Genomic DNA, 24,533 nt, shown 5'->3' with positions numbered 1-24,533 from the left:
TGCAGCCCCGCATACTCCCAGACGTCCATAAAGAAAACATGATGGACGGAGGGGAAACGTGAGCTTCAGCATCGATGCCGACATCCGGATACCGGGCTATGGCGGACGCCGGGCCGTGGTGGCCGATGCCGACCGCATCCAACGCGAGGCGCTGGCCGGCCATCTGTCCGGCCGCGGTTTTCAGGTTTCGCAGACCGACGATGCGCTGGAGGCGCTGACCATCATCGGTGCGGAGGCGCCGGTCGTCGCATTGCTGCCGCTGGAGCATGAAGGCGACGAGGGCGATCGTGCCGCGGCGCTGGCGGCGATGCTTTATCCGCAGACGCGCATCCTGATGACCGGCCGGCGCGTGCAGAATGCTCCCTTCCCCATCCTGCCCCGCCCGGTCGACCTGACCGCACTCGACCGCTGGCTGGACGAGGCGACGGCATAGGCCCAGCCATGAGCCCTGCCGCTTTTCCCTATTGGACGCCGGTGTCTCCGAATCCCGCAACATGCTCCAGCTTTTGCGGGTTGGCGATCTGGTAGATCCGCCGGATGCGGCCGCCGGCTATGTCGAAGGCCAGGACGCTGCGGAAGGAGCCCCCCAGTTCGGTGAGAAGCCCCGGTCCGCCATTCACCCGCACCGGCACGAAGCCGAATCCGACGCCCCGCTTGCGCTGGACGCCCATCAGGAAGCGGGCGATGCGGTCGGCGCCGAAGAGCGGATTGACCGCCGTCCGCACCATGCCGCCGCCGTCGCTCAGCCATTGGGCATCGTCCGACAGCAGGGCCACGATGGCGGCGTAGTCACGCCGGACGCTGGCCTCGGCGAAGGCATCGGCCAGACGGCGCCCCGCATCCGGATCGCTGATCGTCGCGGCCGGTTCTGCCAGCCGGGCCCGGGCGCGCCGCAGGATCTGGCGGCAGGCCTCCGCCGACTTGCCGAGAGTCTGGGCGATCTCCGCGTAATCCAGGTCCATCGCCTCGCGCAGGACGAAGACCGCGCGCTGGTCCGGCGCCAGCCGTTCCAGCAGCAGGAGCATCGCGATCGGCACCGACTCGGCGTCGGCCACCTCGTCCGTCCCATCGGCCCAGCCGGCGACCTCCGGTTCGGGCAGCCAAAGCCCGTAATAGCGTTCCCGCGCCACCCGGGCGGAGCGCAGCCGGTCGAGCGCCAGCCGAGTCACCAGGGTGGTCAGAAAGGCGGGGGCCGACCCGACGCTGCCGGGCGCCACCGCGGACCAGCGCAGCCAGGCGTCCTGCAGCGTGTCCTCCGCCTCCGCCACCGACCCGAGCAGCCGGTAGGCCAAGGCGCGCAGCCGCGCCCGCTCGCCCGCGAAGGCGGCGAGCGCGGTCTCCGGGTCGGCCAGCGCCGTCACGCCGCCATCCCGACGGCGGTGCCTTCGATGTGCTGGGCGATGCCGATGCGGTTCCAGGCGTTGATCTGCGCAGCCGTCACCGTCAGTTGAGCGATCTGCTCGGCGCTGAAATGGCTTTGCAGCGCCCGGTACGCTTCGTCGATGCGGTCATGCTGGGCGCGGGTCAGCACCTCGGCCCAGGCGAAAGCGGCGCGTTCGTCGGGCAGGAACAGATCCGACCGCTCCCACTCGGCAAGGGCGGCGATGCGCTGTTCCGACTGGCCGTCGTGGCGGGCTTCCTTGGTATGCATGTCGATGCAATAGGCGCAGCCGTTGATCTGCGACACGCGCAGGTCGATCAGGTGGATCAAGCCGGTCGGCAGGCCGCTGCCGCGGATGGTCTTGGCGGTGGCGTACAGCGTGGCGAACAGGGACGGCGCATCGGTGGCGACGGTGAAACGGAAAGCCATGGTTCGCATCCTCGTATGGAGTGTCATCGCCCCCATGACGGGGCGAGCCGCTCCGGCGTGACGCATGGCAGCCTCGCGCCCCGATCAAGGCTGCCACGGCGGTCCTTAATCCTCCGTCAGCAACTCCACGGCTTCCTGCAGGATGGTGGTCTTGGCGGCGAAGCGGCCTTCGGGATCGCTTTCGCCGATCAGCCGGATCATCACGCCCAGGGCATGGGCGACCTGCGGCGCCAGCCCGGCATGGCCCCGCACATGGCGGGCGAGACCGGCCAGCGCCGTCCGGTAGGGGCGCCCTTCGAACCCGTCGGTGGCAATCGACTCGAAACGGTTGGCGAGGTCGAGGATCTCGCGGTTGTCGTTCATGCTCTTTCCGCCAGATCAGATGAACAGATTCGGAGAATGGTGTCAGATGAACAGCATGGCGCCGCCCTTGGGCGCGTCGTTCAAAAAGGTGACGACGCCGCCGGTGGCGACCGGCACGTCGGCGCGCAGCTGCACGCCCGGCGGCAGGCCGAGGGCCCGCAGCCCCATCTCGCAGGCCATCACCGTCACGCCCATGGCGACGCAGGCCTCCAGCAGTTCCTCGAAGGTGGCGAGGCCGTGGGTGGCGAAATAGCGGTCGCGCGCCACCGGCGAGCTGCCGTCGTCAGCCGGGTCCAGATCGTGCCAGCCCAGCACCCCCGGCTCGCTCTCATGCACCAGGGCACGCAGCGCGCGGCCGGTGAAGAACAGCGTGACCTTGCGGTTGGTGGCCGCCGCGGCGCTGGCCATCACCAGGGCGTAATGGACGCGGTCGAAGCCGCCGGCGAACAGGACGATCGACAGGGCCGAGGTGCTCTCGGCCGAGGATTGCGACATGGTGGTGGACATGATGGGCCGCCTCCCGTCTTTCCCGTGGCGCCCGTCAGTGGGCGGAAAGGTCATGGATGGTCGGATGATCGCCGCAAAGCGCGCAGTCGGGATCCCGCCTGATGGTGATGCGCTGATAGGACGCATAGAGCGTGTCCATCATCAGCAGGCTGCCCGACAGGCTTTCACCCAATCCCAGCAGCTCCTTCAGCACCTCCGTCGCCTGCAGCGAACCGACGAAACCGGCCAGCGCTCCCAGCACCCCGCCTTCGGAACAGGACGGCACGGTGCCGCGCGGCGGCGGTTCCGGGAACAGGCAGCGATAGCAGGGGTGCGGCGCGCCCAGATGGGCCTTGAAGGTGCTCAGCTGTCCGTCGAAGCGCAGGATCGCCGCCGACACCAGCGTCTTGCCGGCCAGGAAGCAGGCGTCGTTCAGCAGGAAGCGCGTGGCGAAATTGTCCGACCCGTCGGCGACCAGATCGTAGCGGCCGATCAGGTCCATCGCGTTGTCGCGGTTCAGCCGCATCCGGTGGGCTTCCACCCGGACATCGGGGTTCAGCGCGTGGATGCGGGCGGCGGCGCTCTCCACCTTCGGGCGGCCGAGCGTCGATTCGTCATGGATCACCTGCCGCTGCAGGTTCGACAGGTCGACCGTGTCGTCATCGACGATGCCGATGGTGCCGACGCCGGCCGCCGCCAGATACAGGAGAAGGGGCGCGCCAAGGCCGCCGGCGCCGACGACCAGCACCTTGGATCGCAGAAGCCGCTCCTGCCCGATGCCGCCGACTTCCGGCAGCACGATGTGGCGGGAATAGCGGTGAAGCTGGGTGTCCGTGAAGTCCATGGCCGGCAGCATAGCGCAAGGCCGCACCGTTTCAGCAACATTCGATGCAGCATTTTCCGACACGCGGATGCCGCCCGGCATCTCGATGGCCGTCAGACCCTGGTCGAGGTGGGCTTCGCTTCCGACGCCCATTGCCGCAGCCGGGTCTGCCGTTCGCGCAGAGTCTTGGAAATGGCGCTTTCCTGGTTCAGTCCCGTCTCGGACAGCTCCGCATTGCGCGGCACGAGGCTCAGCATGAAATCGGTCGGCGACTTCATACTCGACGGCGGGACCACCACCATCGTGTATTGGCCGGGCTCCAGCTTGTAGGTCGGCTTCTGCAGGAATGTCTGCTGGGAATCGGGCTTGCCCGAGTCGCTGGCGGCGACGACCTTGCCGTCCTTGTCCATCATCGCCCAGCGCGTGTTGGGAAGCGATATGTTGGCGGTGAAGCTGCCGCCCTGCAGGACATTGAAGGTGTGCTTCTGCACGCCGGTGTCGCCGTTGCCCGGCGGCTGGGCGGTGCCCTTCAACGTCGCGCCGGCACCGGTCACCAGGATGTTCTGCCGTTCGGTGACGTCCAGCGAATAATCGCGCACGCCCGCCGCCCGGTTGGCCTGCGAAATGGTCGCCGTGTAGGTGCCCGGCCCCAGCCGCGCGGTGGCGTCCGACGCCGATTCCTTCGACCGGATGGTCGTAACCACCTCGTTCCGGTCGTTGCGGATCTCGACGTTGGTGAAGGTATCGTTGACCTTGAAATTGAACTCGCCGGCCTTGCTGACCGTGAAGGTCTGGGTGTCGGCATTGGCCCCGTCGACGCCGATCTTGGTCGTCTGCCCCTTCAACTGCGAGAAGGAACTGCTCGACAGGTTCGGGACATAGGTGGCGGCGGTCACATCCGACATGGCGGTCACTCCCCGGCGGCGCGGACGGAAATTGCTCTGCTGACGCCGGAGAGAATAGCGCAAGCCGCGAATTCCGTCAAATTTCGGGCCGGAATTTCGCGGATAGGCTGCGGAGCGGGAGGCGGCACCGCCCCGCTCCGCAGCGTCGGCGGTTACTCCAACCCTTCGAACAGGGCGGTCGACAGGTAGCGCTCGGCGAAGGACGGCAGGATCACGACGATCTGCTTGCCCTCGTTCTCAGGACGGGCGCCGACCTCCAGCGCCGCGGCGAGCGCCGCACCCGACGAGATGCCGACCGGAACACCTTCCAGGCGGGCGACCTTGCGGGCGGTTTCGAAGGCGCGCTGGTTGGAGATGCGCACCACCTCGTCGATCAGCTCCTTCTTCAGGATGTCGGGAACGAAGCCGGCGCCGATGCCCTGGATCTTGTGCGGGCCCGGCATGCCGCCGGACAGGACCGGGCTGTCCTCCGGCTCCACCGCCACGGCCTTGAAAGAGGGCTTGCGCGACTTGATGACCTCGGCGGTGCCGGTCAGGGTGCCGCCGGTGCCCACGCCGGAGATCAGGAAATCGACCTGACCGTCGGTGTCCTTCCAGATTTCCTCCGCCGTGGTGGCGCGGTGGACGGCCGGGTTGGCGGCGTTCTTGAACTGCTGCAGCAGGTAGGCGTTCGGGTCGGCGGCCAGGATCTCCTCCGCCTTGCGGATGGCGCCCTTCATCCCTTCCGACGCCGGGGTCAGCACCAGCTCGGCGCCCAGCAGCTTCAGCATCTTGCGCCGCTCGACCGACATGCTTTCCGGCATGGTCAGGATCAGCTTGTAGCCCTTGGCGGCGGCGACGAAGGCCAGCGCGATGCCGGTGTTGCCGGAGGTGGGCTCGACCAGCGTCGTGCGGCCGGGGGCGATGGTGCCGGCGGCCTCCGCGGCCTCGATCATGGCGCTGCCGATGCGGTCCTTGACGCTGGCCAGCGGGTTGAAGAACTCCAGCTTGCCAAGGATCTGGGCCTTGACCCCGGCATCCTCGGCGAGGCGGTTCAGCCGCACCAGCGGCGTGGCGCCGATCGTATCGAGGATGCTGTCATAGATCTTGCCACGGAATTCGGGTGCAGCCATGATTCCACCTCTGAGATTTGTGTTATAAGTGAGTTCAACACCCCAGGCCGAGCATTATCCAGCGCGGGTGGCCTGTCAAACGGGAAGTAGGGTTCAAACGGGAAGTGGGGGCGCCGGGCCGTTCATACGACCCCGCTGATTTCCGTTGAAGCCTCGGCCGAAGCTTCAGATCGTGAAGTCGATCCGGTCCTCGGTTTCGCTTTCCACGCCGGCGCGCCGGGCGCGCATGCACAGATCCTCGACCGTGATGGTGTCGAGCTTCGCCATGCATTCCTCCTGCAATTCGCCCCACAGCGGACGCACGACCTGATGGCCGAGGATGGAGCCCGCCGGCTCTTCGATCGGATCGGTGGCGGTCTCCATCGAACGGACGACCCGCACGATCTCGCCCAGCGTGATCCGCCGCCGCTCGCGCGCCAGCCGGTAACCGCCGCGCGGTCCCCGCACCCCGGCCAGCACGCCTTCGCGCACCAGCTGCTGAAGCACCTGCTCCAGGTAACGCTTCGGGATGCCCTGGCGCCGGGTGATCTCCCCGGACTGCACCGGCTCGGTGCCCGCGTTGTAGGCGATGTCGAGGACCGCCTCGATGGCGAACATCAGCTTCTTGGAGATGCGGAGCATCACGAGCGACTCCCGGTATTCTGACTGTGCGTATCGCGGCAGCAAGGGAACCGACGGATCCTGCCGGCACCGGCCTCGTACCGGTCCGCAGGTGGAAACGTCGTCATCTCCCCCATTCCCGCCTGTTGGTTAAAGGCGTTTTACACCTCCGGCACGGGAATTCACAACAGGATTTGTCGCAGACAGACTCGGGAAAAAGCCCTCCTGCACACACGGCACGTCCGGCAGTGCCGCCGTCACGGCACGGCGATCCAGATGCGCTCCGACAAAATCCGGTCGCCTGCAAATCACTGTCGCCTACCCGGCCGAAGGGGCTATAACCGACGCCCTGGCTTTGCTATCGCGCGTGTGTGCCCTGATGTCCCTTCGGATCGAGACCTTTTCCAACGTCACCGGCGGCTCCAGCTTCTTCAAGGCGGTGGGCCATCCCCTGGCGGCGCCCAAGGCCGCGATCCTGATATCGCGGCTGGCCTCCTACGGGCCGGTGGCCGTCTATGACCCGATGGGCCTGCTGTCCGGTCTGGCCGAATTCTACGACCTGTCGGCGGTGCCGGTCTGCGGCATCTATGTCCAGGATGTTGAGCAGGTCGGGAAAGAGGTGTTCGGCCACGCCGCCCGCCCGGTGACGGACCTGCCGACCAGCGGCGCCCGCACCGTCTTCATCGTCGCCTTCGATTCGCAGCGCCTGGAAGGCCACATCGCCCACCTGATCCCGAAGCAGGCAGGTGTCGTCTCTCTGGACGCCATGCGCGTGCCGGAAGACATGCTGAACGACCCCGGCCATTACCTGTCGAAGTTCAACTGGGCGACCAATTTCGCCTGGTTCCGCGACGGCGACGGCCACCATACCCGCGTGGTGTCGGCCAACTACTGGCCGCGCTACGGTGCCAAGGGCACCCGGCTGTGGGCCTGCCTGTTCGACGGCGAGGGACGCCCGATCGCCGACTGGACGGAGCCGATGCCGCCGACCGACGGCACGGTGGTGATCGACAGCCGGCAGGTGCGCGAGCGCTTCAACCTGTCCCCCTTCTGCGGCTCGCTGTTCCTCCACATCATCGGCGCCGCCGGGCATGACGTGGTCAAATACGCGCTCGACACCTATGGCGACGACGAGACGGTGCTGTCCTGCACCCACGACGCCAACGCCTGGCCGGCCGATCTCTATGCCGGCCTGCCCGCCCCGCGCGAGGGAGAGCGGGTGTCGTTGTGGATCCAGAACAGCCACCCCACCCCGATCCCGGCCGGCGCTGTCGGGCTGAACCTGATGGGCTCGCCGGAGATCCGCCTGCTCGACCGCGCCGTCCCGGCCTTCGCCACCGTCGAGTTGGACACCGCCAGCCTGTTCCCCGAAGCACGCTGGCCTCAGCAGTTCGAGGTGCAGGCCGGTAAGCATTTCGTCCGCCCCCGCTACGAGATCGTCGCCGCCGACGGCCGCCGCCGCATGGCCCACGCCAATGTGGAACGCACCGATCTGAAGCCGGACCCCAAGCTGCCGCTGCTGACCGGCGGCGCGGTGGACAAGGGCGTGGTCGGCAAGGGCCACATCCTGCCGGCGCCGCTGCTGCCGATGGGCCGTTGGCGCACCACCCTGCTGCCGACGCCGATGAGCACGGCGCAGACCGAACTTCCGGTGAAGGCCGTGGTCTACGACCGCAACGGCGCCGCGGTGGCGGAACACCGCTTCGGCAACCTCAAGCGCTCCGACAGCAGGGCGCTGGACGTCACCGGGCTGGTCGCCGACAGGACGGTCGTCGATGGCTGGGGCCACGTCGAACTGGTCTATGATTTCGAAGCCGGAACGGTTGCCGACGGCTGGCTGCACGCGCTGGTCCGTTACGAGGACGTAAACACCGGCCATGTGGCGGAGACCAGCTTCGGCAGCCATATGTTCAACATGGCGATGGTCTACCGCGACGAACCGCAGAGCTACCATGGCCGTGCGCCCGGCCTGTCGACCCGCCTGTTCCTGCGGCTGGGCACCGACCCGTGGGACACGCTCTGTCACCTCGTCTACCCTGCCTCGACGCCATGGCATGCCCTGTCGGACACCAAGCTGATCCTGCGGCGCCGCGACGGCGTGGAGGTGGCGCGGAAGCGGCTGGAAATCCCCTGTGGTGGCTCACGTTTCTGGCGCTATCACGAGATGTTTTCGGAAGCGGAACGGATTGCGGCGGGCGATCATGCCTATGTGCTGATCCGCGACACCACCTGCCGCCTGTTCGGCTACCATGGCTGCCTTGCTGCTGGTGAAAGCGCCTTCAGCCTCGACCATATGTTCGGTTTCTAGAACCGTTCCAATCGCAAACTCCCTTCTGCCGATCACTGCGGGATCAGACCCATGGCCACCACGCACCACACCAAGGTCCTCATCATCGGCGCCGGCCCGGCCGGCTACACCGCCGCCATCTATGCCGCGCGCGCCAATCTGGAACCGCTGATGGTCCAGGGCATGCAGCCGGGCGGCCAGCTGATGATCACCACCGATGTGGAGAATTTCCCCGGCTTCGCCGATCCGATCCAGGGCCCCTGGCTGATGGAGCAGATGCAGAAGCAGGCGGAGCATGTCGGCACGAAGATGGTGTTCGACCTGATCACCGACGTCGACTTCACCCGGCGTCCCTTCGTCTGCAAGGGCGACAGCGGCGACACCTACACCGCCGACAGCGTCATCATCGCCACCGGCGCCCAGGCGCGCTGGCTCGGCATCTCGACGGAAGAGATCTATCGCGGCTTCGGCGTGTCGGCCTGCGCCACCTGCGACGGCTTCTTCTTCCGCGGCAAGGAGGTGGCGGTGATCGGCGGTGGCAACTCCGCGGTGGAGGAGGCGCTGTACCTGACCAACCACGCCACCAAGGTGACGGTCATCCACCGCCGCGACAGCTTCCGCGCCGAACGCATCATGCAGGACCGCCTGTTCCGCCACCCGAAGATCGAGGTGGTTTGGGACAGCACGGTCGAGGAGATCGTCGGCGAGGGCGACGGGACGATGGGCAATCCGCGCGCCGTCACCGGCGTGCGCGTGAAGAACGTCAAGTCGGGCGAGGAGCGCGTCATTCCGGTGGCCGGCGTCTTCGTCGCCATCGGCCATGTGCCGGCGACCGGCATCTTCCAGGGCAAGGTGGAGATGGACGAGTCGGGCTACATCGTCACCGTGCCCGATTCGACCGCCACCAACATCCCCGGCGTCTTCGCCGCCGGCGACGTGAAGGACAAGGTTTACCGTCAGGCGGTCACCGCCGCCGGCATGGGCTGCATGGCCGCGCTGGAGGCCGAGCGCTGGCTCGCCCACCACGAGCCGGCCGCCGGTGCCCATGGCGATCCCAGCCCGGCGGGGACCTGGTGAGCTGAGGGTTGAGTTCAAGCGACGGATGCCCCCTCCCTAACCCTCCCCCGCTCAAGCGGGAGAGGGAACTCCGCCGCTCTTTTGCAAATCGTCACGCTACCTAGCAGCCAATCCCCTCTCCCGCGGAACGCGGGGGAGGGATAGGGAGGGGGCAAGCGGCGCATCCACAGCACCCACGCCACCCCCCATCCCCCCTATGCCCTTGACGGGCTTTGCACAAAGCCCCGACTGTGATTCCCTTGAGCGCGTTCGACTGGGCGCGTCCAACCGCGAGGGAGTCCTCTTGCCTACGCTGAAACGCGGCCTGACCCTGCTGGTCACGGTGGCCGCCACCCTGCTGGGCCTACTGCTGGTCACATTCCTGATCGGGCGCGTGGTGCCGATCGATCCGGTCCTGTCGGCGCTCGGCGACCGGGCGAATGCCGAAAGCTATGCGCAGATGCGCACGCAGCTGGGCCTCGACCTGCCGCTGTGGCAGCAGTTCCTCCGCTATGTCGGCGACGTGGCTCAGGGCGACCTCGGCACCTCGGTGCTGACCTCCCGCCCGGTGCTGGAGGATGTGCTGCGTGTCTTCCCGGCAACGCTGGAACTGGCGACGGTCGCGGTCGTCATCGGCGCGGTGCTGGGCGTACCGGCCGGGGTGTTCGCCGCCGTCAATCGCGGGCGCTGGCCCGACCATGCCATCCGCCTCCTCGGCCTGATCGGTCATTCGCTGCCGATCTTCTGGCTGGGTCTGATGGCGCTGCTGCTGTTCTACGCCAAGCTGGACTGGGTGCCTGGACCGGGCCGGGTCGACGTCTTCTATGAGGGAATGGTCGATGCGGTGACCGGCATCGTCACCGTCGATGCCCTGCTGGCCGGCGAAACCGACATCTTCTGGAATGCCGTCCAGCATCTGGTGCTGCCGTCCGCCATCCTCGGCCTCTACAGCGTCGCCTACATCGCGCGGATGACGCGCGGCTTCATGCTGGACCAACTGCGCCAGGAATACATCACCACCGCCCGGGTGAAAGGAATGTCGGAGACCCGCGTGGTCTGGGGCCATGCGCTGCGCAACATCGCGGTGCCGCTGATCACCGTCATTGCCCTGTCCTATGCCGGGCTGCTGGAGGGGTCGGTGCTGACCGAGACGGTGTTCGCCTGGCCCGGCCTGGGGCTCTACATCACCAATTCGCTGCTCAGCGCCGACATGAACGCGGTGCTGGGCGGGACGCTGGTGGTCGGCGCGGTCTTCATCGCGCTGAACCTGCTGTCCGACCTGCTCTATCGCCTTCTGGATCCCCGAGCCCGATGACCGCGCGCACCGACCCCCGATCCGCCGGCTGGCGCGACTGGCTGACCACCGACACGCCACAGTCCCGTGCGCAGGCCCGGCTGGGCCGCGCCTGGGCCGGCTGGACCGCCTTCCGCCGCAACCGGCTGGCCGTCGCCGGGCTGCTGATCGTGCTGGCCCTGGTCATCGTCGCGGCACTGGCCCCGGTGCTGGCGCCCTACCACCCCTATGCCCAGGATTTGAACAACCGGTTGCTGCCGCCGAGCGCCGCCCATTGGCTGGGCACCGATGCCTTCGGGCGCGACATCCTCTCCCGCCTGATCCACGGCGCACGGCTGACGCTGATGATCGTGGCGCTGGTGGCGGCGACGGCGCCGCTGGCCGGGCTGGTGATCGGCACGGTCGCCGGCTATTTCGGCGGCTGGGTCGATACCGTGCTGATGCGGATCACCGACATCGCGCTGGCCTTCCCCAAGCTGATCCTGGCGCTGGCCTTCGTCGCCGCGCTCGGCCCCGGCATCGAGAATGCGGTGATCGCCATCGCCATCACCTCCTGGCCGCCCTATGCCCGCATCGCGCGGGCGGAGACGCTGACCGTCCGCCGCGCCGACTTCATCAGCGCCGCCCGGCTGCAGGGAGCGTCCAGCCTGCGCATCATCCTCGGCCACATCATGCCGCTGTGCGTCGCCTCGCTGATCGTGCGGACGACGCTGGACATGGCCGGCGTGATTCTGACTGCCGCCGGCCTTGGCTTCCTCGGGCTGGGCGCCCAGCCGCCGCTGCCAGAATGGGGGGCAATGATCGCCAGCGGCCGGCAATATGTGCTGGAGCAATGGTGGGTCGCCGCCATGCCGGGATTCGCCATCTTCATCGTCAGCCTGGGCTTCAACCTGCTGGGCGACGGGCTGCGCGACGTGCTGGACCCGAAGGGGGACTGACGATGACCGATAGAAAGACGACGGACAACGCCCCCCTGCTGGAAGTCTCCAACCTCCGCGTCGCTTTCCCGACCCGCACCGGTATGGCCGAGGCGGTGCGCGGCGTCTCCTTCACGCTGGGTCGGGAAAAGCTGGGCATCGTCGGCGAGTCGGGCTCCGGCAAGTCGATGACCGGCCGCTCCATCCTGCGCCTCGTGCCGCCGCCGGGCCGGGTCACCGCCGACCGGCTGGCCTTCAACGGCGAGGATCTGCTGACGGCCTCGGCCAAGCGCATGCGCGACATCCGCGGCCGGCGCATCGCCATGGTGATGCAGGATCCGAAATACTCGCTCAACCCGGTGATGACCGTCGGCCGCCAGATCGCCGAGGCCTACCGCGTCCACAGCAAGGCCGGCGCCGCCGAGGCGAAGCGCCGCGCGCTGGAGATGCTGGCCGCCGTGCGCATCCGCGATCCGGAGCGCGTCTATGACCGCTACCCGCACGAGGTGTCGGGCGGCATGGGCCAGCGCATCATGATCGCGATGATGCTGATCCCCGACCCCGACCTGCTGATCGCCGACGAGCCGACTTCGGCGCTGGACGTCACTGTACAGATGCAGGTGCTGGCGATCCTGGACGACCTCTGTTCCCAGCGCGGCATGGGCATGATCTTCGTCAGCCACGATTTGAACCTCGTCGCCTCCTTCTGCGACCGCATCCTGATCATGTATGCCGGCCGGGTGGTGGAGAGCTGCCGCGCGTCGGACCTGCACGCCGCCCAACACCCCTACACCCGCGGCCTGCTGGCCAGCCTGCCGAAGATCGACGAGCCGCCGGGCGACCTGCCGGTGCTGAGCCGCGACCCCGCGTGGCTGGAGGCGTAGGATGATGATCGACATCCAAGATTTGCGGGTCAGTTTCGGCGATGGCGCCGACGCCGTCACCGCGGTGGACGGCGTCACCCTGTCGGTGCGGGAGGGGGAAAGCTTCGGACTGGTCGGCGAGTCAGGCTCCGGCAAGTCCACCGTCCTGCGCGCGGTCAGCGGCCTGAACGACGACTGGACCGGCCGCATCGCCGTCGCCGGCACGGAGCAGGGACCGAAGAGGCAAAAGGGCTTCTACAAGCTCTGCCAGATGGTGTTCCAGGACCCCTACGGCTCGCTGCACCCCCGCCACACCGTGGACCGCATCCTGGCCGAGCCGATCGCCATCCATGGGCTGGGCGATGCCGACGCCCGCATCGACCGGGTGCTGCGCGATGTCGGGCTCGGCCCCGCCTTCCGCTTCCGCTATCCGCACCAGCTCTCCGGCGGCCAGCGCCAGCGCGTCGCCATCGCCCGCGCCCTGGTTCTGGAGCCCCGCGTCCTGCTGCTGGACGAGCCGACCTCCGCCCTCGACGTCTCGGTCCAGGCGGAGATCCTGAACCTGCTGCGCCGCCTGCGGGCCGAGCATGGCCTGACCATGGTGCTGGTCACCCACAACCTCGCCGTCGTCGCCAATCTGTGCGACCGGCTGGCGGTGATGAACCGCGGGCGGCTGGTGGAGGAGATGACGGTGGAGGAGTTGCGCCGCGGTGCGGCGCGCGAGCCCTACACGTTGCAGCTCCTGCGTGCCAGCCTGGGTTACGACCGCGCGACGGCGGAGAGCTTCCGGGATTACGCGTGAGGGAGGGGGCAACCGCACCCTGACTCCCCTCACGCCAGCCGCGCCACGCACAGCTTGTCCTCCGCCCCCTTGGCGGTGGCCTTGTGGTCGGCGATGGCGGCGTTGATGGTGTCCGGGGTCAGGCCGTGGCAGCCGGGCGGGATCACCACGGCGACGCCGCTGGCCGCCAGCAGCGGAAAACGCCGCACCGCCCCATAGCGGTCCTTCGCCAGGAAGCCGCCGCTGACCCGCGTTTCGGCGTCGTACAGGCTTTCGGCGTCGGAGCGAAACAGGGCCAGCAGTTCCGCCAGCCGGGCCAGCACCTCGCCCTCCTCCCCGCCGCTGACGCCCAGGAAGAAGTCGTCGCCGCCGATGTGGCCGGCGAAAGCGTCGGCGTCGATGGCCGCCCCGGCGCTGCCGGCCCAGGCCTTCAGCCGCTCGCTGAACATCAGGATGGCGCGGTCGCCCTGGCGGAAACCGAAATTGTCGTTGAAGGGCTTGAAGTTGTCGAAATCCAGATAGGCCAGCACATGGCTGCGCGCACCATCGGCCAGCGCCCCTTCGATGTGACGCAGGATGGCGGCGTTGCCGGGCAGGCGCGTCAGCGGGTTCTGGTCCGTCGCCATCGCCAGATTGCGCTCATGCACCAGCCGCAGCAGCGCGCCGCCCGACAGCACGCCGGCATACGCGCCGCCTTCGACGATCATGATGCCGTCGGCGGCGGATTCGGTGGAGAAGGCTTCGATCACCCGGTCCAGCGGCATGGAGATGTCGCAGACCGGCGAGCGGATGACCAGATCGTCCAGCCGGTCGCCCAATCCACGGTTGCGCAGCAACTCCCCACCGAAGCGTGAATAGACGAAGCGCTTCAGGTCGCGTTCCCGGATCAGCCCCAGTGGCCGGTCTTGTTCGTCCACGATCGGGGCGATGGATGCGCTGCCGTCACGGCGGAAATAGTCCAGCAACTCGGTCTTGCGCGAATCGACCCGCAGCGGCGGCAGCCGCTCGATCACCTCCGACAGGCGGCGGTGCGACTCGCTGGGCTGGCGCCGGTCCTGGCGGTTGAGATCCTCGACGATGGCATAGCGGTTGGGCAGCCCGGTCAAATCCACCCGCGGCCGGGCGATCAGGAAGCCCTGGGCGAAGTCGCAGCCGAGATCCCGGCAGGTGTAGAACTCGGCGACGGTCTCCACCCCCTCCGCCACGATCTGGATGCCCAGCGCATGGGCGTGGCCGGCCAAGGCCGCCACCAGCGCCCGCTTGCGCGAATCCGCGTCGATGCCGGCGATGAAGAAGCGGTCGATCTTCACATAGTCCGGCCGCGCCTCGTAAAGCGTCCGCAGACCGGAATGGCCGACGCCGAAATCGTCGATGGCGATGGCGACCCCGCCATGGCGGTAGCGGTCCACCGCCGCGTCCACCGCGACGCCGCGGGGCACCGGACGGCTCTCCGACAGTTCCAGCACGATGCCGCTGTTGCGGGACGCCGCGGGGTCACGGGCCAGCCAGGGTGAGTCCGGCTGCCCGATCAGCCGGGCGTCCAGGTTCAGGAACAGCTTCGCCTCGCTCCAGCCCGCCAGCGCGCGGTAGGCGGCGACCGCCTTGGCGTGCAGCGCGGTCTCCACCATCGCCAGCAATCCTGCGGCCTCGGCGGCGTCCAGCAATTCGCCGGCATTGGAAAAGCCGGTGCGCTCGAACCCGCGCAGCAGCGCCTCATAGCCATGGCAGCGGCCGGACCGCAGCTGGACGATGGGTTGGAAGGCATAGCGCAAGAGCCCGACGGCCGATGCCCAATCGAACGCCGCGACATCGCCATCGGCGGAACGAACGGCGTTCCAGTTCGCGCCGTAGGACCCGGCGTGGTCGCTTTCCGTCAGTCCGGCTTTGGTCCCGGCTATGGTGGTGGTCAGCACAGTCATCGCTCGGTCCGCCAGCGCCGATCCCGCAGTAAATCGGCATCTGCTTGTAACAGAGCTTGTTTGCGTTTTCATGACCACAGCCCGGCGTTGTCGCACGACGCCGCCACCCGTCGGGAACGCGGAGGATTCAGTCGCGCCAAAACGCGGGTTGATCATAGATGAGGTCTGAACACGGTGCGGTGGAATGCGCGTTGCCCATACCACCCTGCATCGCTATGCATGCAATGGTGGGAACCGGGCGGCGGACAGGCCACCGCCCGCGTCCCACCTACCTGGGAGCACAGAGTGGAAAAAGCACTCGTACTCCTGGTCCTGGTGCTTCAGTTGATCAAGGTGATCCTTGACCTGCTGAAGTAACCGGACCGGACGGGGGGTGCGGCTGGCACCGCACCCTCCTGTCCGCAAGACTATAGTCAAACCGCCCTCCGCCGCAAGACCCGCCCCACCACCGGAGCGCTCATCCGCGCCATAACCGCTCAATCGGCCGGAGAGTGGCTCCCCGTCTGCAGCCCAGCCGCGCCGAATCGAATCCTCGTATCGCCGCGCCCGCCTGCGCTATAGGAAGGCCCTCCCCAACGGGGACGGTTCGGGTGAGCGGGAGGCGAGCGGGATGAAGGTCGGCATCGACATGGGAGCGACGAACGCGGGCGGCGCCGCGACGCTCGACCTGGAGGAGCTGCTGGCGACCCGTCTGCTGGTTCAGGGAAATTCCGGCTCCGGCAAGTCGCACCTGCTGCGCCGGCTGATCGAACAGAGCGCCCAATGGGTGCAGCAGGCGGTGATCGACCCGGAAGGCGACTTCGTCACGCTGGCCGAACGCTTCGGCCATGTGGTGGTGGAGGCTGACGAGCACAGCGAGGCCGCCCTGCAATCGGTCGCCGCCCGCGTGCGCCAGCACCGCGTCTCCGTCGTCCTGAACCTGGAAGGGCTGGACGCGGAAATGCAGATGCGCCACGCCGCCGCCTTCCTGGGCGGGCTGTTCGATGCCGACCGCGACTTCTGGTATCCGATGCTGGTGGTGGTGGACGAGGCGCAGCTGTTCGCCCCCTCCGCCGCCGGCGAGGTGTCCGACGAGGCGCGCAAGGTCTCGCTCGGGGCCATGACCAACCTGATGTGCCGCGGGCGCAAGCGCGGGCTGGCCGGGGTGATCGCCACCCAGCGTCTGGCGAAGCTGGCGAAGAACGTCGCGGCCGAGGCGTCCAACTTCCTGATGGGCCGCACCTTCCTCGACATCGACATGGCGCGCGCCGCCGACCTGCTGGGCATGGAGCGCCGGCAGGCGGAGATGTTCCGCGATCTGGAGCGCGGCCATTTCATCGCGCTCGGCCCGGCCCTGTCGCGCCGGCCGCTGCCCCTGCGCATCGGCGCGGTGGAGACCCAGGGCCGCACCGGCAGCCCGACGCTGATGCCGCCACCCGCCACCCCGGTGGAGGACGCCCGCGACCTGATCTTCACCACCACCGAACCTGAGCCGCCGCGCTATGTCCGCCGCCCCTCGACCTCGGCCAGCGCCGACCTGATGGCGCAGCTGGCGCGTGGCCGTCCCGCCGCCCCGCCGCCATCCCCGGATGACAGCGCCGCCGAACAGCCCGCCCTGCTGCCTTTGGAGCCGGAGGAAACGCCTGAGCAGGCTGCCGAGCGCGAGGCGCAATATGATCAGGTTCTGGCCGAGGTGCTGGCCGATCCGGAGGCGCCCTACCGCTCGCTGGCCGTGCTGTACCAGGATTTCCTGGTGCGCTGCCGGGGCCGCGGGGTGGATGGCGACCGGCTGGCGCTGCCCGCCTTCCGCCGTCGTCTGGCGACCGCCCGCGTCGGGGCGGGCCGCGGCGACGATCCCGCCTGGCAACGCGCGACGGAGGTCGCCGCCACCCTGGCGGAGGACATCCAGCCGGTCTTCCTGCTGCTGGCCCGCGCGGCACTGGACCACGCCCCCTGCCCATCGGACGCCGACGTGGCCCGCGCCTGCGGCAGCCGGTCGAAGGGACGCGGCCGCCGCCTGCTGACCTACATGGAACAGCGTGGCTTCATCACCAGCCGCAGCGGCCTCGGCAACACCCGCGCCATCAGCCTGCCGGCACTGGGGTGGGAAACCGCGCTCGGCGATCCGAACGCCGACGACGCGGCCGACGCCCCCGACGAGGGCGGATTGTTCGCGGCGGGGTAATTCTCCCTCGATCTCCGCCTCTCAGCTCCCCGCGGTCGGCGCGCTCACCGGCTTGCCGCTCTGGCCCCAGCTGGCGACGAAATCGTTCACGCCGGGCACCGCCATCATGTGCGAGTCCTTGACGTAGACGAAGCGCTTCGGCCCGAAGGCGTATTCGGTCAGCGTGATGCCGGCGGTGCGGCAGCGCTGGTATTCGGCCGCGCCGATCGGGCGGTCGGAGGCCACCATGTCGGGATGATCCAGCCCGACCCCGCCGCAGAAGGCGCGGAAGCCGGCGGCGGTGCCGCGGGCATCAAGACGCGGCTTGGTGTCGGGTCCGCCGTCATACTTGGCTGCCGCCTGATCAACGGTGCCGCGCAGGGCCGGGCTGCCGACGATCCAGATACCGCGGGCCTCGGGCGGCGGCTTCGGCACTGCCGGCGGCGGGAGGGCGGCGGTCTGTTGCGGCGGCATGGTGCCCGGCATCTGGCAGCCGGCAAGCAGGACCGCGGCGGCGAATGCGAGGGCCAAACTACCGGCCGGCGCGGGAAAACGGGTCATCGGACGTCTCTCTCCTCGGGATCATCGGGCATCCGGGCGGCAAGGCCCGGAGGGCTGACAATGAGAATGCCCACGTCCCGGTTCAACGGCTTGGCCGCCGCTTGTCCCAATGCGCCGCTCGCCATCCATGAACGATTCCGATAGGATGCGCGCTAACGATCATTGTTCGGAATGTATCCTCATGTCCCTGCCCGACCTGGAGATCGACGCGCTGCGCGCCTTCGTCACTGTGGCGGAGGCCGGCGGCTTCACCGCGGCGGCCGAACGGCTGGGCCGGACCCAGTCGGCGATCAGCGTCAAGATCAAGAAGCTGGAGGACACGCTCGGCCGCCGGGTGTTCGAGCGGACCAGCCGGTCGCTGGCGCTGACCCATGACGGCGAGCTGCTGATGGGCTATGCCCGCCGCCTGCTGGACCTGAACGACGAGACGGTGCGCCGCTTCGCCGAACCGGCGGCGGAGGGCGAACTGCGCCTGGGCGTGGCGGAGTATTTCCTGTCCGACCATCTTCCCCATGTCCTGCGCCGCTTCGCCAAGCTGCACCCGCGCCTGCACATCGACGTACGGGTGGGCCTGTGCGGCGAACTGGTCTCGGCGCTGGATGGGGGTGACCTGGACCTCGTCATCTCCCGCCGCGACGCGGGTGACAGCCGGGGACGCGGCATCTGGACCGAACCGATGCGCTGGGTCGCGGCCCCCGGGCTGGAGATCCCTGCCGACGGCCCCCTTCCCTTCTGCGCCCTGCCCGCACCTTGCGTCTTCCGCAACCGCGGGCTGGCGGCGCTGGGCGAGGCCGGGCGCCCCTGGCGGGTGGTCTACACCAGCGGCAGCGTCATGGGGGTTCAGGCCGCCGTCCGCGCCGGGCTGGGCGTGGCGGTGCTGAGCGAGTCCTCCATACCGGAGGGCGTGCGCCGGCTGGGCGTGGAGGACGGCCTGCCCGAACTCGGCAACGTCGAAATGGCGATCTTCGGCGAGACGGCGCGCAACCGCCGCCTCGCCGAACCTCTGGTCGGCTTCATTCTGGACAGTCTGTCGGCCATGTACCCGGCCCGCCCGCCGCTTGCCCTGGCGGGTTGAACGGGGGGGGCGAGCCGACCGGTCAGAAGCCTTCCAGCACCAGTTTGCCGCGGGCCTTGCCCGATTCGATCAGGGCATGGGCCTTGCGCAGGGTGGCGGCGTCGATACGGCCCAGCGTTTCCGTCAGCGTGGTGCGCAGGATGCCGGCATCGACCAGACGCGACACCTCGTTCAGCAGTTCATGCTGGGCAATCATGTCGTTGGTCTGGAACAGTGGGCGGGTGAACATCAGCTCCCAATGGAGCGAGACGCTCTTGCGCTTCAGCAGGCGTACGTCGATGGGCTCGGGGTCGTCGATCAGGCCGATGCAGCCCTGCGGCGCCACCAGTTCGACCAGATCCTGGAAATGGCGGTCGGTCGCGGTGGTGGAGAAGATGTATTCGACGCCGGACAGCCCCAGCGCCTTCACCTGCTCCGCCATCGGCCTGCTGTGGTCGATCACGTCATGGGCACCCAGCTCGCGCACCCAATCGGCGGTCTCCGGCCGCGAGGCGGTGGCCAGCACGCGAACCTTGGTCAGCCGGCGGGCCAGTTGGATGGCGATGGAGCCGACGCCGCCGGCCCCGCCGACGATCAGCAGCGATTTGCCCTCACCCCCGTCGCGCGGCAGGCCCAGGCGGTGGAACAGCATCTCCCACGCCGTAATGGCGGTCAGCGGCAGGGCGGCAGCCTCCGCGACACTCAGGCTGGCTGGGCGGGCGCCGACGATGCGCTCGTCGACCAGATGGAACTCGGCGTTGGTGCCGGGGCGGTCGATGGAGCCGGCATAGAACACGGCGTCGCCTGGGCGGAACAGGGTGACATCCGGTCCGACCGCCTCGACGATACCGGCGGCGTCGAAGCCCAGGATGCGCAAATCGCCATCGGCGGGAGCGGCGTTGCGGCGCAGCTTGGTGTCGACGGGATTGACGGAAACCGCCTCCACCCGGACCAGTAGGTCGCGGCCGGTGGGGGTCGGGCGGTCGATCTCGACATCGATCAGCGCGTCGATGTCGGCGACGGGCAGGCTTTTGCGGTAACCGGTGGCTTTCATGATGGCCTCGCCTTCAAGGATGGAGAAGAAGTCGAGGCGCAGGATGGCGGCGTCCACAGGATATGTTAAATTCATAGTTCTTGTTTCATCCATCCCTTTCCATGATCGATCGCCCTATGCATCGCCCCATGAATCGGTGGGCGAACGGATTGACGCCAAGGGGGTATGGAATAGCCGGGCGAGCTGAGGTGTTTGTACCGATGACCAGCCTCACCGCCGAGTCCGGTCTCTGCAACGGAAAGCAAGGCCATGAGCATCGTCCGCCCCAAGATCCTGACCGCCCTGCTCCTGGCCGCGAGCGCCGCCGCACTTTCGGGCTGCGTCGCCACGGGTGGGTACGATCCCTACTACCCCGCTTATGGCGAGACCGTGGTGGTGCCGCCCCCGACCGTATACGCGGTTCCGCCGCCGGTCGTCGTGCAGCCCGGCTATCGCTATCGCACATGGGATGACGACCGCGGCTGGCGCCGACGGGGGTGGGACAATCGCAGGGATTGGGGAAACCGCGGGGATCGGGGCAATCGAGGGGATTGGGGCAACCGGGGGAACTGGGGCAACCGGGGCGGAGGGGACCATAACGGCGACCCGCATGCGTGGGAACGCCCCGGCGGCCCGCACGGCTGGGGCCGCTGACGGACACTCAGCCGGCGGAAGCGGGAACGCGGTCGACGCGGTTTCGCAGGACCAGGATGGTGTGGTCGTCGTCGCGCACGACGCCGTCGCGAAGCAGGACGAGTGCGGCCAGAGTGGGTTCGACCTTGTGCAGGTCCCGGTGGATGAACAGGGCAGGCAACCGGGCGCAGCCGCTGGTGTAGAGGACCACATGATCGCCCGGTCCCCACAGCAGATGGACCGACGCCGGAGCCCGCGGATTGAATCCCACCATCGCCCAGCGGGCACCGAGCGCCAGCATCTCCTGCGGGCGCACCACCGCGCCGGCCAGGGTGCCGAGCGCCGTGTAATCGACCGCCTTGCCGTCGAATCGCAGAATCGCCAGGGCGGACCGGCCGATCCGTTTCAGGACCGGATCGTGGGACAGCCCCAACTCGGGCCGAATCCTCAGGTCGCGCCGGATGGCGTTGACCACCACGGGGGCGGGCAGATCGGGCACAGTCGCGGCGACCACCGTCCCGACCTGCGCGATCACGTCCGGCGTCATCCTGGTGAACGGCCCGGACGGTGCCTTCTCACCGGCTCCGCCTGCCTCCTGATCGGCCGCCTGATCATCCGGCTCGGTCTCGCCGTCGATCATCAGCGCGATTCCACAGGGACCGTCCGGCCCGCGGGCGGAGGAGCAGCGGACGAACCAATGGTCGATGAAGGGCCCGCGCCGGACGGTTTCGCCACCCTGTCGCTCGACCATCACCGCTCCGACCTCCGCCATGGCGTCGGCGGGCGGCGAATCGTTGGCACCGGGGCGCAGCACGCGGACCAGCAGCGCCGACCCGATGCCCGGCGTGGCGTGGATGTGGAAACGGTCGGCCAGCCGCCGCGCCTCCTCCAGATCGGCGCCAAGCCCCTGGATCAGGTCCGGCGGCAGTTCGGTCGTCGTGGGATCGCGGTCGTACGCCAGGCACTCGACCCCGGCTCCGGACCGCATGCGGGCGATCAGCAGCGTCCCATCGGGACGGTTCAGCGCATATCCGCACAACGACGCCACGAGGCGGTCCAAACGGGCGGCCTCTTCGGCGGCCAGCACGCCGTCAGCCCGCTCCGCCGCGATCCGCCGCGCCGTGGCGATATCGTCGGGCGACGCCACGGAAATGCGACGGTGACCATGGTCGGGGAACATCGGACCGCTCCTGTCGGCGTTCTGGTTGCTCTTCTCCAGAACTTTACAATCCTCTGGCCGCCGATCCCAACGAGAAGGACCGGACCGGCACCGATTTTCGAAGCCTTGGTCCCGGCAACGTCATTCCGCCTGGAATGCCGCACCCGGATGGATCGTCAGGATGCGATCGCTTCCATCATCGCCGTCTGACGGATGGGCAGCGCACGCGGCAGGTCGCGACCGCGCAGCATCTCCGCCGCTTCCCACAGGCGGCCCAGCCCGACGATGGACCGGCTGCCGGTCTTCTCCATGATGCGGGCACGGTGGACCTCCACCGTCTTGATGCTGATGCCCAGTTCCCAGGCGATGGTCTTGCTCTGCTTGCCTTCGACGATCAGTTCCAGCACCTCCGACTCGCGGCGGCTCAGCAGAGCGAGTCGGCGGACGGCGTCGCGGCCGCGGTCGCGCTGCTCGGCATGGGGGGTGCCCGATGCCAGACAGGCGCGCAGCCGGTCCAGGAAGGCGGGGACGGCGAAGGGATGGGCGATGCAATCGGACGCCCCGGCCTTCATCGCGGCCACGGCGGCGTCGACGTCGCCCTGTTCGGTAACCACCAGAACCGGCAGGTCATGCCCATGCAGCGAGGCTTCGGCCATGAATTCGATGGCGGTCATGTCCGGCAGGTCGTTGCGCACGACGATGCAGGAGGAGGCGGTGCCCAGCACGGCCAGCGCGTCGGCGCCGGTGCTGTGGACGCGGCAGGCGATGCCGACGGCACCCAATGCCCGCGAGAGCGTGCTGCGCGACAGCAGGTCGCCGTCGACGATGTGAACGAGGCAGGCAGTATTCACGGAAACCGGCACAGGCATTTGCAGGGGCATCTTGGGACCTCCACCACAGCGGACCGGCGGACAGCGCCGGCTCCTCATGGCGACCGATCGGTGTGCGAACCGCCGCCATGACCTGCATTTTAGCGGTCATCCCTTATTGACCGCCGCTGGCGCGAAGGATAGCGGATGTGTCTAAAGGGATATCGGGGATAGTATACGCGCGAACATCCTCCCGATATGCCCAATCGGAACGCTATCCCACCACACACCGCAAAACCAATCGGCGATCTTCAAGAATAGATTCGCTAAAATTCAAACAGCCTGAAGAGCTTGTTGAAGAATACCGCGGGACACATGTTGCCCCGCGAGCAAGAACAGCTCTCGGACAACATCGCTTCAGCACGGAATGAGGAAAGTTACCCGCCACTGGAAATAATCTGGAAATCCGTCAGACGCGGCGGCGGGTCGCCAGGACGATGCCGGCGGCGATCAGGGCGATGCCGATCCCGTGATAGAGATGCGGCTGCTCGCCCAGGAACAGAATGGCAAGCAGGCTGCCGAAGACGGGCACCAGATGGATGGCGAGGCCCGCCGTGTTGGGGCCGAGCAGTTCCACCGCCCGGTTGAAGCAGAGATAGGCGGCGATGGACGGGAACAGCACGGTATAGCCGACCGCCAGCAGCGTGATGCCGCTCGCCTGCACAGGATGCCCGCTCAGGCTTTCCCAGATATAGAAGGGCAGCAGCTCCACTGCACCGATGGCGAAGGTGACGACGACGAAGCTCAGGCCATGGATCGCCGGCCGACGGCGCAGCAGCGTGGTGTAGGCGGCATAGATCACCACCGCCGCCAGCATCCAGACATCGCCTGCGTTCAGCTCCAGACCCAGCAGCGTCGCCGGATCGCCATGGGAGATCAGCGTCATCGCACCGACCAGCGAGACGGCGATGCCCAGCCCCTGCATCGCCCCGATCCGGTCGCGGAACAGGACGAGGCTCATCAGGACGATCATCACGGGCATCGACGACTGCAGCATCACGCAGTTCAGCGCGGTCGTCGTGTTCAGCGCGATGTATTGGAAGGTGTTGTAGATGCCGATGCCCAGCGTGCCCAGCAGCAGCACGCTCTTCCAACGCGCCAGGACCGGCGTGATGTCATGGCGCAGGTGCGGCCAGGCGAAGGGCAGCACGATCAGCACGCCCAGGCACCAGCGCCAGAAGGCCAACCCGATGGGCGGCACGGCCCCGGCGACCGCACGCCCCAGGACCGCGTTGCCCGCCCAGAACAGGGGCGGCAGCATCATCAGCAGCCAGGCCTGATCGGCGAGACGGGATCCTTTGACGGGAGCGGTGCGATCGGCAGGCATGGCGCTGTCCGTCCTCAGCTGCGGCGGCGGGGTGAGGCGAAAACGCTGGATGCGGACACCGCGGCGCTGCGGTCGCCGCCGTCTTCGGCGCGGAAGACGCTGGGGCGCGATTCGCGGCGGGGGGGACGCGGAGCGTCCTCGCGACCCTCACGGGGAGGCTTGGCAGGCTGGCGCAGTTCGGCGTCGAGTTCGGCGATGCGCTTGACCAGCGCTTCACGGATGGCGGGGGCCGCGTGGGCTTTCAGCGTCGCCAGCTGCTCCTTGAGCTGAACCAGCTGGCGCTGCTTCTGCTCGCGGGTGCGCTTGATGGCGACGTTGTCGGAATGCTGGCCCTCGAAGGAGCGCATGGAACAAGCCCTCGTTGAAAAAGACGGAAGTCAGAGGCCGGCGCCCCGCATTGGGGTGCCCGGCGAGAGGGGCGGATTATTGGGAGGCGCCCGCGCCAAAGCAAGGCGGACTTCGCCTTGACTTTTCAGGATGGCGAAGAGTGGCTGCAACCTGCCCAGGCATCTCCGGGATAACTCCGGGATATCTCCGG

25 protein-coding genes are annotated in these 24,533 nt (G+C 68.2%); 10 read left to right on the top strand and 15 right to left on the bottom strand.

The genetic code is table 11. The features are described from left to right. The first annotated feature begins 58 nt into the window (after positions 1–58). Complete coding sequence (locus tag FZ983_RS13390) at positions 59–433, top strand: response regulator (RefSeq protein WP_149224014.1); 375 nt, start codon at positions 59–61, stop codon at positions 431–433. A 28-nt stretch (positions 434–461) separates the two neighbouring features. Here the strand turns inward: FZ983_RS13390 and sigJ are convergent, their stop codons facing one another. The 8 genes from sigJ to FZ983_RS13350 all read right to left on the bottom strand — a co-directional run bounded on the left by sigJ (position 462) and on the right by FZ983_RS13350 (position 6,120). Beyond that, positions 462–1,361: an RNA polymerase sigma factor SigJ gene (sigJ, locus tag FZ983_RS13385; protein WP_149224013.1), complete on the bottom strand. Its 900-nt coding sequence runs from the start codon at positions 1,359–1,361 to the stop codon at positions 462–464. Next, the gene (locus FZ983_RS13380; RefSeq protein ID WP_149224012.1) at positions 1,358–1,810 is read right to left on the bottom strand and encodes a carboxymuconolactone decarboxylase family protein; all 453 of its coding nucleotides are present in this window, start codon (positions 1,808–1,810) and stop codon (positions 1,358–1,360) included. Before FZ983_RS13380 ends, sigJ begins: the two co-directional genes overlap by 4 nt. Positions 1,811–1,915: 105 nt before the next feature. Then, positions 1,916–2,173: a hypothetical protein gene (locus tag FZ983_RS13375; RefSeq protein ID WP_149224011.1), complete on the bottom strand. Its 258-nt coding sequence runs from the start codon at positions 2,171–2,173 to the stop codon at positions 1,916–1,918. A 42-nt stretch (positions 2,174–2,215) separates the two neighbouring features. After that, the gene (locus FZ983_RS13370) at positions 2,216–2,680 is read right to left on the bottom strand and encodes a DsrE family protein (protein ID WP_149224010.1); all 465 of its coding nucleotides are present in this window, start codon (positions 2,678–2,680) and stop codon (positions 2,216–2,218) included. A 34-nt stretch (positions 2,681–2,714) separates the two neighbouring features. Further along, positions 2,715–3,503, bottom strand: coding sequence for a molybdopterin-synthase adenylyltransferase MoeB (gene moeB, locus FZ983_RS13365; RefSeq protein WP_188092318.1), 789 nt, complete (start codon positions 3,501–3,503; stop codon positions 2,715–2,717). 92 nt (positions 3,504–3,595) lie between these two features. Beyond that, complete coding sequence (locus FZ983_RS13360; RefSeq protein WP_149224009.1) at positions 3,596–4,387, bottom strand: hypothetical protein; 792 nt, start codon at positions 4,385–4,387, stop codon at positions 3,596–3,598. A 152-nt stretch (positions 4,388–4,539) separates the two neighbouring features. After that, entirely contained in the window at positions 4,540–5,499 is a 960-nt protein-coding gene (cysK, locus tag FZ983_RS13355; protein WP_149224008.1) for a cysteine synthase A, read from the bottom strand. Positions 5,500–5,664: 165 nt separating this feature from the next. Beyond that, positions 5,665–6,120: an Rrf2 family transcriptional regulator gene (locus FZ983_RS13350; protein ID WP_111067213.1), complete on the bottom strand. Its 456-nt coding sequence runs from the start codon at positions 6,118–6,120 to the stop codon at positions 5,665–5,667. Positions 6,121–6,478: 358 nt separating this feature from the next. Here FZ983_RS13350 and FZ983_RS13345 point away from each other — a divergent pair, with 358 nt between their 5' ends. The 6 genes from FZ983_RS13345 to FZ983_RS13320 all read left to right on the top strand — a co-directional run bounded on the left by FZ983_RS13345 (position 6,479) and on the right by FZ983_RS13320 (position 13,318). After that, on the top strand, positions 6,479–8,407 hold the full coding sequence (locus tag FZ983_RS13345) for a hypothetical protein (protein WP_149224007.1): 1,929 nt from the start codon (positions 6,479–6,481) through the stop codon (positions 8,405–8,407). Between the two features lie 51 nt (positions 8,408–8,458). Continuing rightward, positions 8,459–9,463: a thioredoxin-disulfide reductase gene (gene trxB, locus FZ983_RS13340; RefSeq protein WP_149224006.1), complete on the top strand. Its 1,005-nt coding sequence runs from the start codon at positions 8,459–8,461 to the stop codon at positions 9,461–9,463. Between the two features lie 283 nt (positions 9,464–9,746). Continuing rightward, positions 9,747–10,757 carry an ABC transporter permease gene (locus FZ983_RS13335; protein WP_149224005.1) on the top strand — a complete coding sequence of 337 codons (1,011 nt, stop codon included), beginning with the start codon at positions 9,747–9,749 and terminating at the stop codon, positions 10,755–10,757. Next, positions 10,754–11,674, top strand: coding sequence for a nickel transporter permease (nikC, locus tag FZ983_RS13330; RefSeq protein ID WP_149224004.1), 921 nt, complete (start codon positions 10,754–10,756; stop codon positions 11,672–11,674). The genes FZ983_RS13335 and nikC overlap by 4 nt, the downstream gene beginning before the upstream one ends. Positions 11,675–11,676: 2 nt before the next feature. After that, positions 11,677–12,537 carry an ABC transporter ATP-binding protein gene (locus tag FZ983_RS13325; RefSeq protein WP_149224003.1) on the top strand — a complete coding sequence of 287 codons (861 nt, stop codon included), beginning with the start codon at positions 11,677–11,679 and terminating at the stop codon, positions 12,535–12,537. A gap of 1 nt (position 12,538) precedes the next feature. After that, entirely contained in the window at positions 12,539–13,318 is a 780-nt protein-coding gene (locus tag FZ983_RS13320) for an ABC transporter ATP-binding protein (protein ID WP_149224002.1), read from the top strand. 29 nt (positions 13,319–13,347) lie between these two features. On the opposite strand, the gene FZ983_RS13315 is transcribed toward FZ983_RS13320, so the two are convergent. After that, positions 13,348–15,216 (bottom strand): GGDEF domain-containing protein, encoded by a 1,869-nt coding sequence (locus FZ983_RS13315; RefSeq protein ID WP_149224001.1) that lies wholly within the window; start codon positions 15,214–15,216, stop codon positions 13,348–13,350. A gap of 610 nt (positions 15,217–15,826) precedes the next feature. Between FZ983_RS13315 and FZ983_RS13310 the strand changes: the two genes are divergently transcribed. Beyond that, on the top strand, positions 15,827–17,380 hold the full coding sequence (locus FZ983_RS13310) for an ATP-binding protein (RefSeq protein ID WP_149224000.1): 1,554 nt from the start codon (positions 15,827–15,829) through the stop codon (positions 17,378–17,380). A 21-nt stretch (positions 17,381–17,401) separates the two neighbouring features. On the opposite strand, the gene FZ983_RS13305 is transcribed toward FZ983_RS13310, so the two are convergent. After that, positions 17,402–17,920: a substrate-binding domain-containing protein gene (locus FZ983_RS13305; RefSeq protein WP_149223999.1), complete on the bottom strand. Its 519-nt coding sequence runs from the start codon at positions 17,918–17,920 to the stop codon at positions 17,402–17,404. 181 nt (positions 17,921–18,101) lie between these two features. Between FZ983_RS13305 and FZ983_RS13300 the strand changes: the two genes are divergently transcribed. Beyond that, complete coding sequence (locus tag FZ983_RS13300; protein ID WP_149223998.1) at positions 18,102–18,995, top strand: LysR substrate-binding domain-containing protein; 894 nt, start codon at positions 18,102–18,104, stop codon at positions 18,993–18,995. A gap of 22 nt (positions 18,996–19,017) precedes the next feature. On the opposite strand, the gene FZ983_RS13295 is transcribed toward FZ983_RS13300, so the two are convergent. Beyond that, positions 19,018–20,028 (bottom strand): zinc-binding alcohol dehydrogenase family protein, encoded by a 1,011-nt coding sequence (locus FZ983_RS13295; RefSeq protein ID WP_149224053.1) that lies wholly within the window; start codon positions 20,026–20,028, stop codon positions 19,018–19,020. Positions 20,029–20,277: 249 nt separating this feature from the next. Here FZ983_RS13295 and FZ983_RS13290 point away from each other — a divergent pair, with 249 nt between their 5' ends. After that, positions 20,278–20,661, top strand: a complete 384-nt coding sequence (locus FZ983_RS13290) for a hypothetical protein (protein ID WP_149223997.1) — start codon at positions 20,278–20,280, stop codon at positions 20,659–20,661. Positions 20,662–20,668: 7 nt separating this feature from the next. On the opposite strand, the gene FZ983_RS13285 is transcribed toward FZ983_RS13290, so the two are convergent. The 4 genes from FZ983_RS13285 to FZ983_RS13270 form a co-directional block, all read right to left on the bottom strand. Then, positions 20,669–21,820, bottom strand: a complete 1,152-nt coding sequence (locus FZ983_RS13285; protein ID WP_149223996.1) for a hypothetical protein — start codon at positions 21,818–21,820, stop codon at positions 20,669–20,671. Positions 21,821–21,975: 155 nt separating this feature from the next. Further along, complete coding sequence (locus FZ983_RS13280) at positions 21,976–22,680, bottom strand: LuxR C-terminal-related transcriptional regulator (RefSeq protein ID WP_149223995.1); 705 nt, start codon at positions 22,678–22,680, stop codon at positions 21,976–21,978. Between the two features lie 397 nt (positions 22,681–23,077). After that, positions 23,078–23,995 carry a DMT family transporter gene (locus FZ983_RS13275; RefSeq protein WP_149223994.1) on the bottom strand — a complete coding sequence of 306 codons (918 nt, stop codon included), beginning with the start codon at positions 23,993–23,995 and terminating at the stop codon, positions 23,078–23,080. Positions 23,996–24,009: 14 nt separating this feature from the next. After that, positions 24,010–24,342 (bottom strand): hypothetical protein, encoded by a 333-nt coding sequence (locus FZ983_RS13270; protein WP_149223993.1) that lies wholly within the window; start codon positions 24,340–24,342, stop codon positions 24,010–24,012. Between the last annotated feature and the right edge of the window lie 191 nt (positions 24,343–24,533).

Source organism: Azospirillum sp. B21 (assembly GCF_008364825.1).
GTDB lineage: Bacteria > Pseudomonadota > Alphaproteobacteria > Azospirillales > Azospirillaceae > Azospirillum.
The sequence above is the reverse complement of the archived record's forward strand: the minus strand, read 5'-3'. Positions and strand labels throughout refer to the sequence as shown.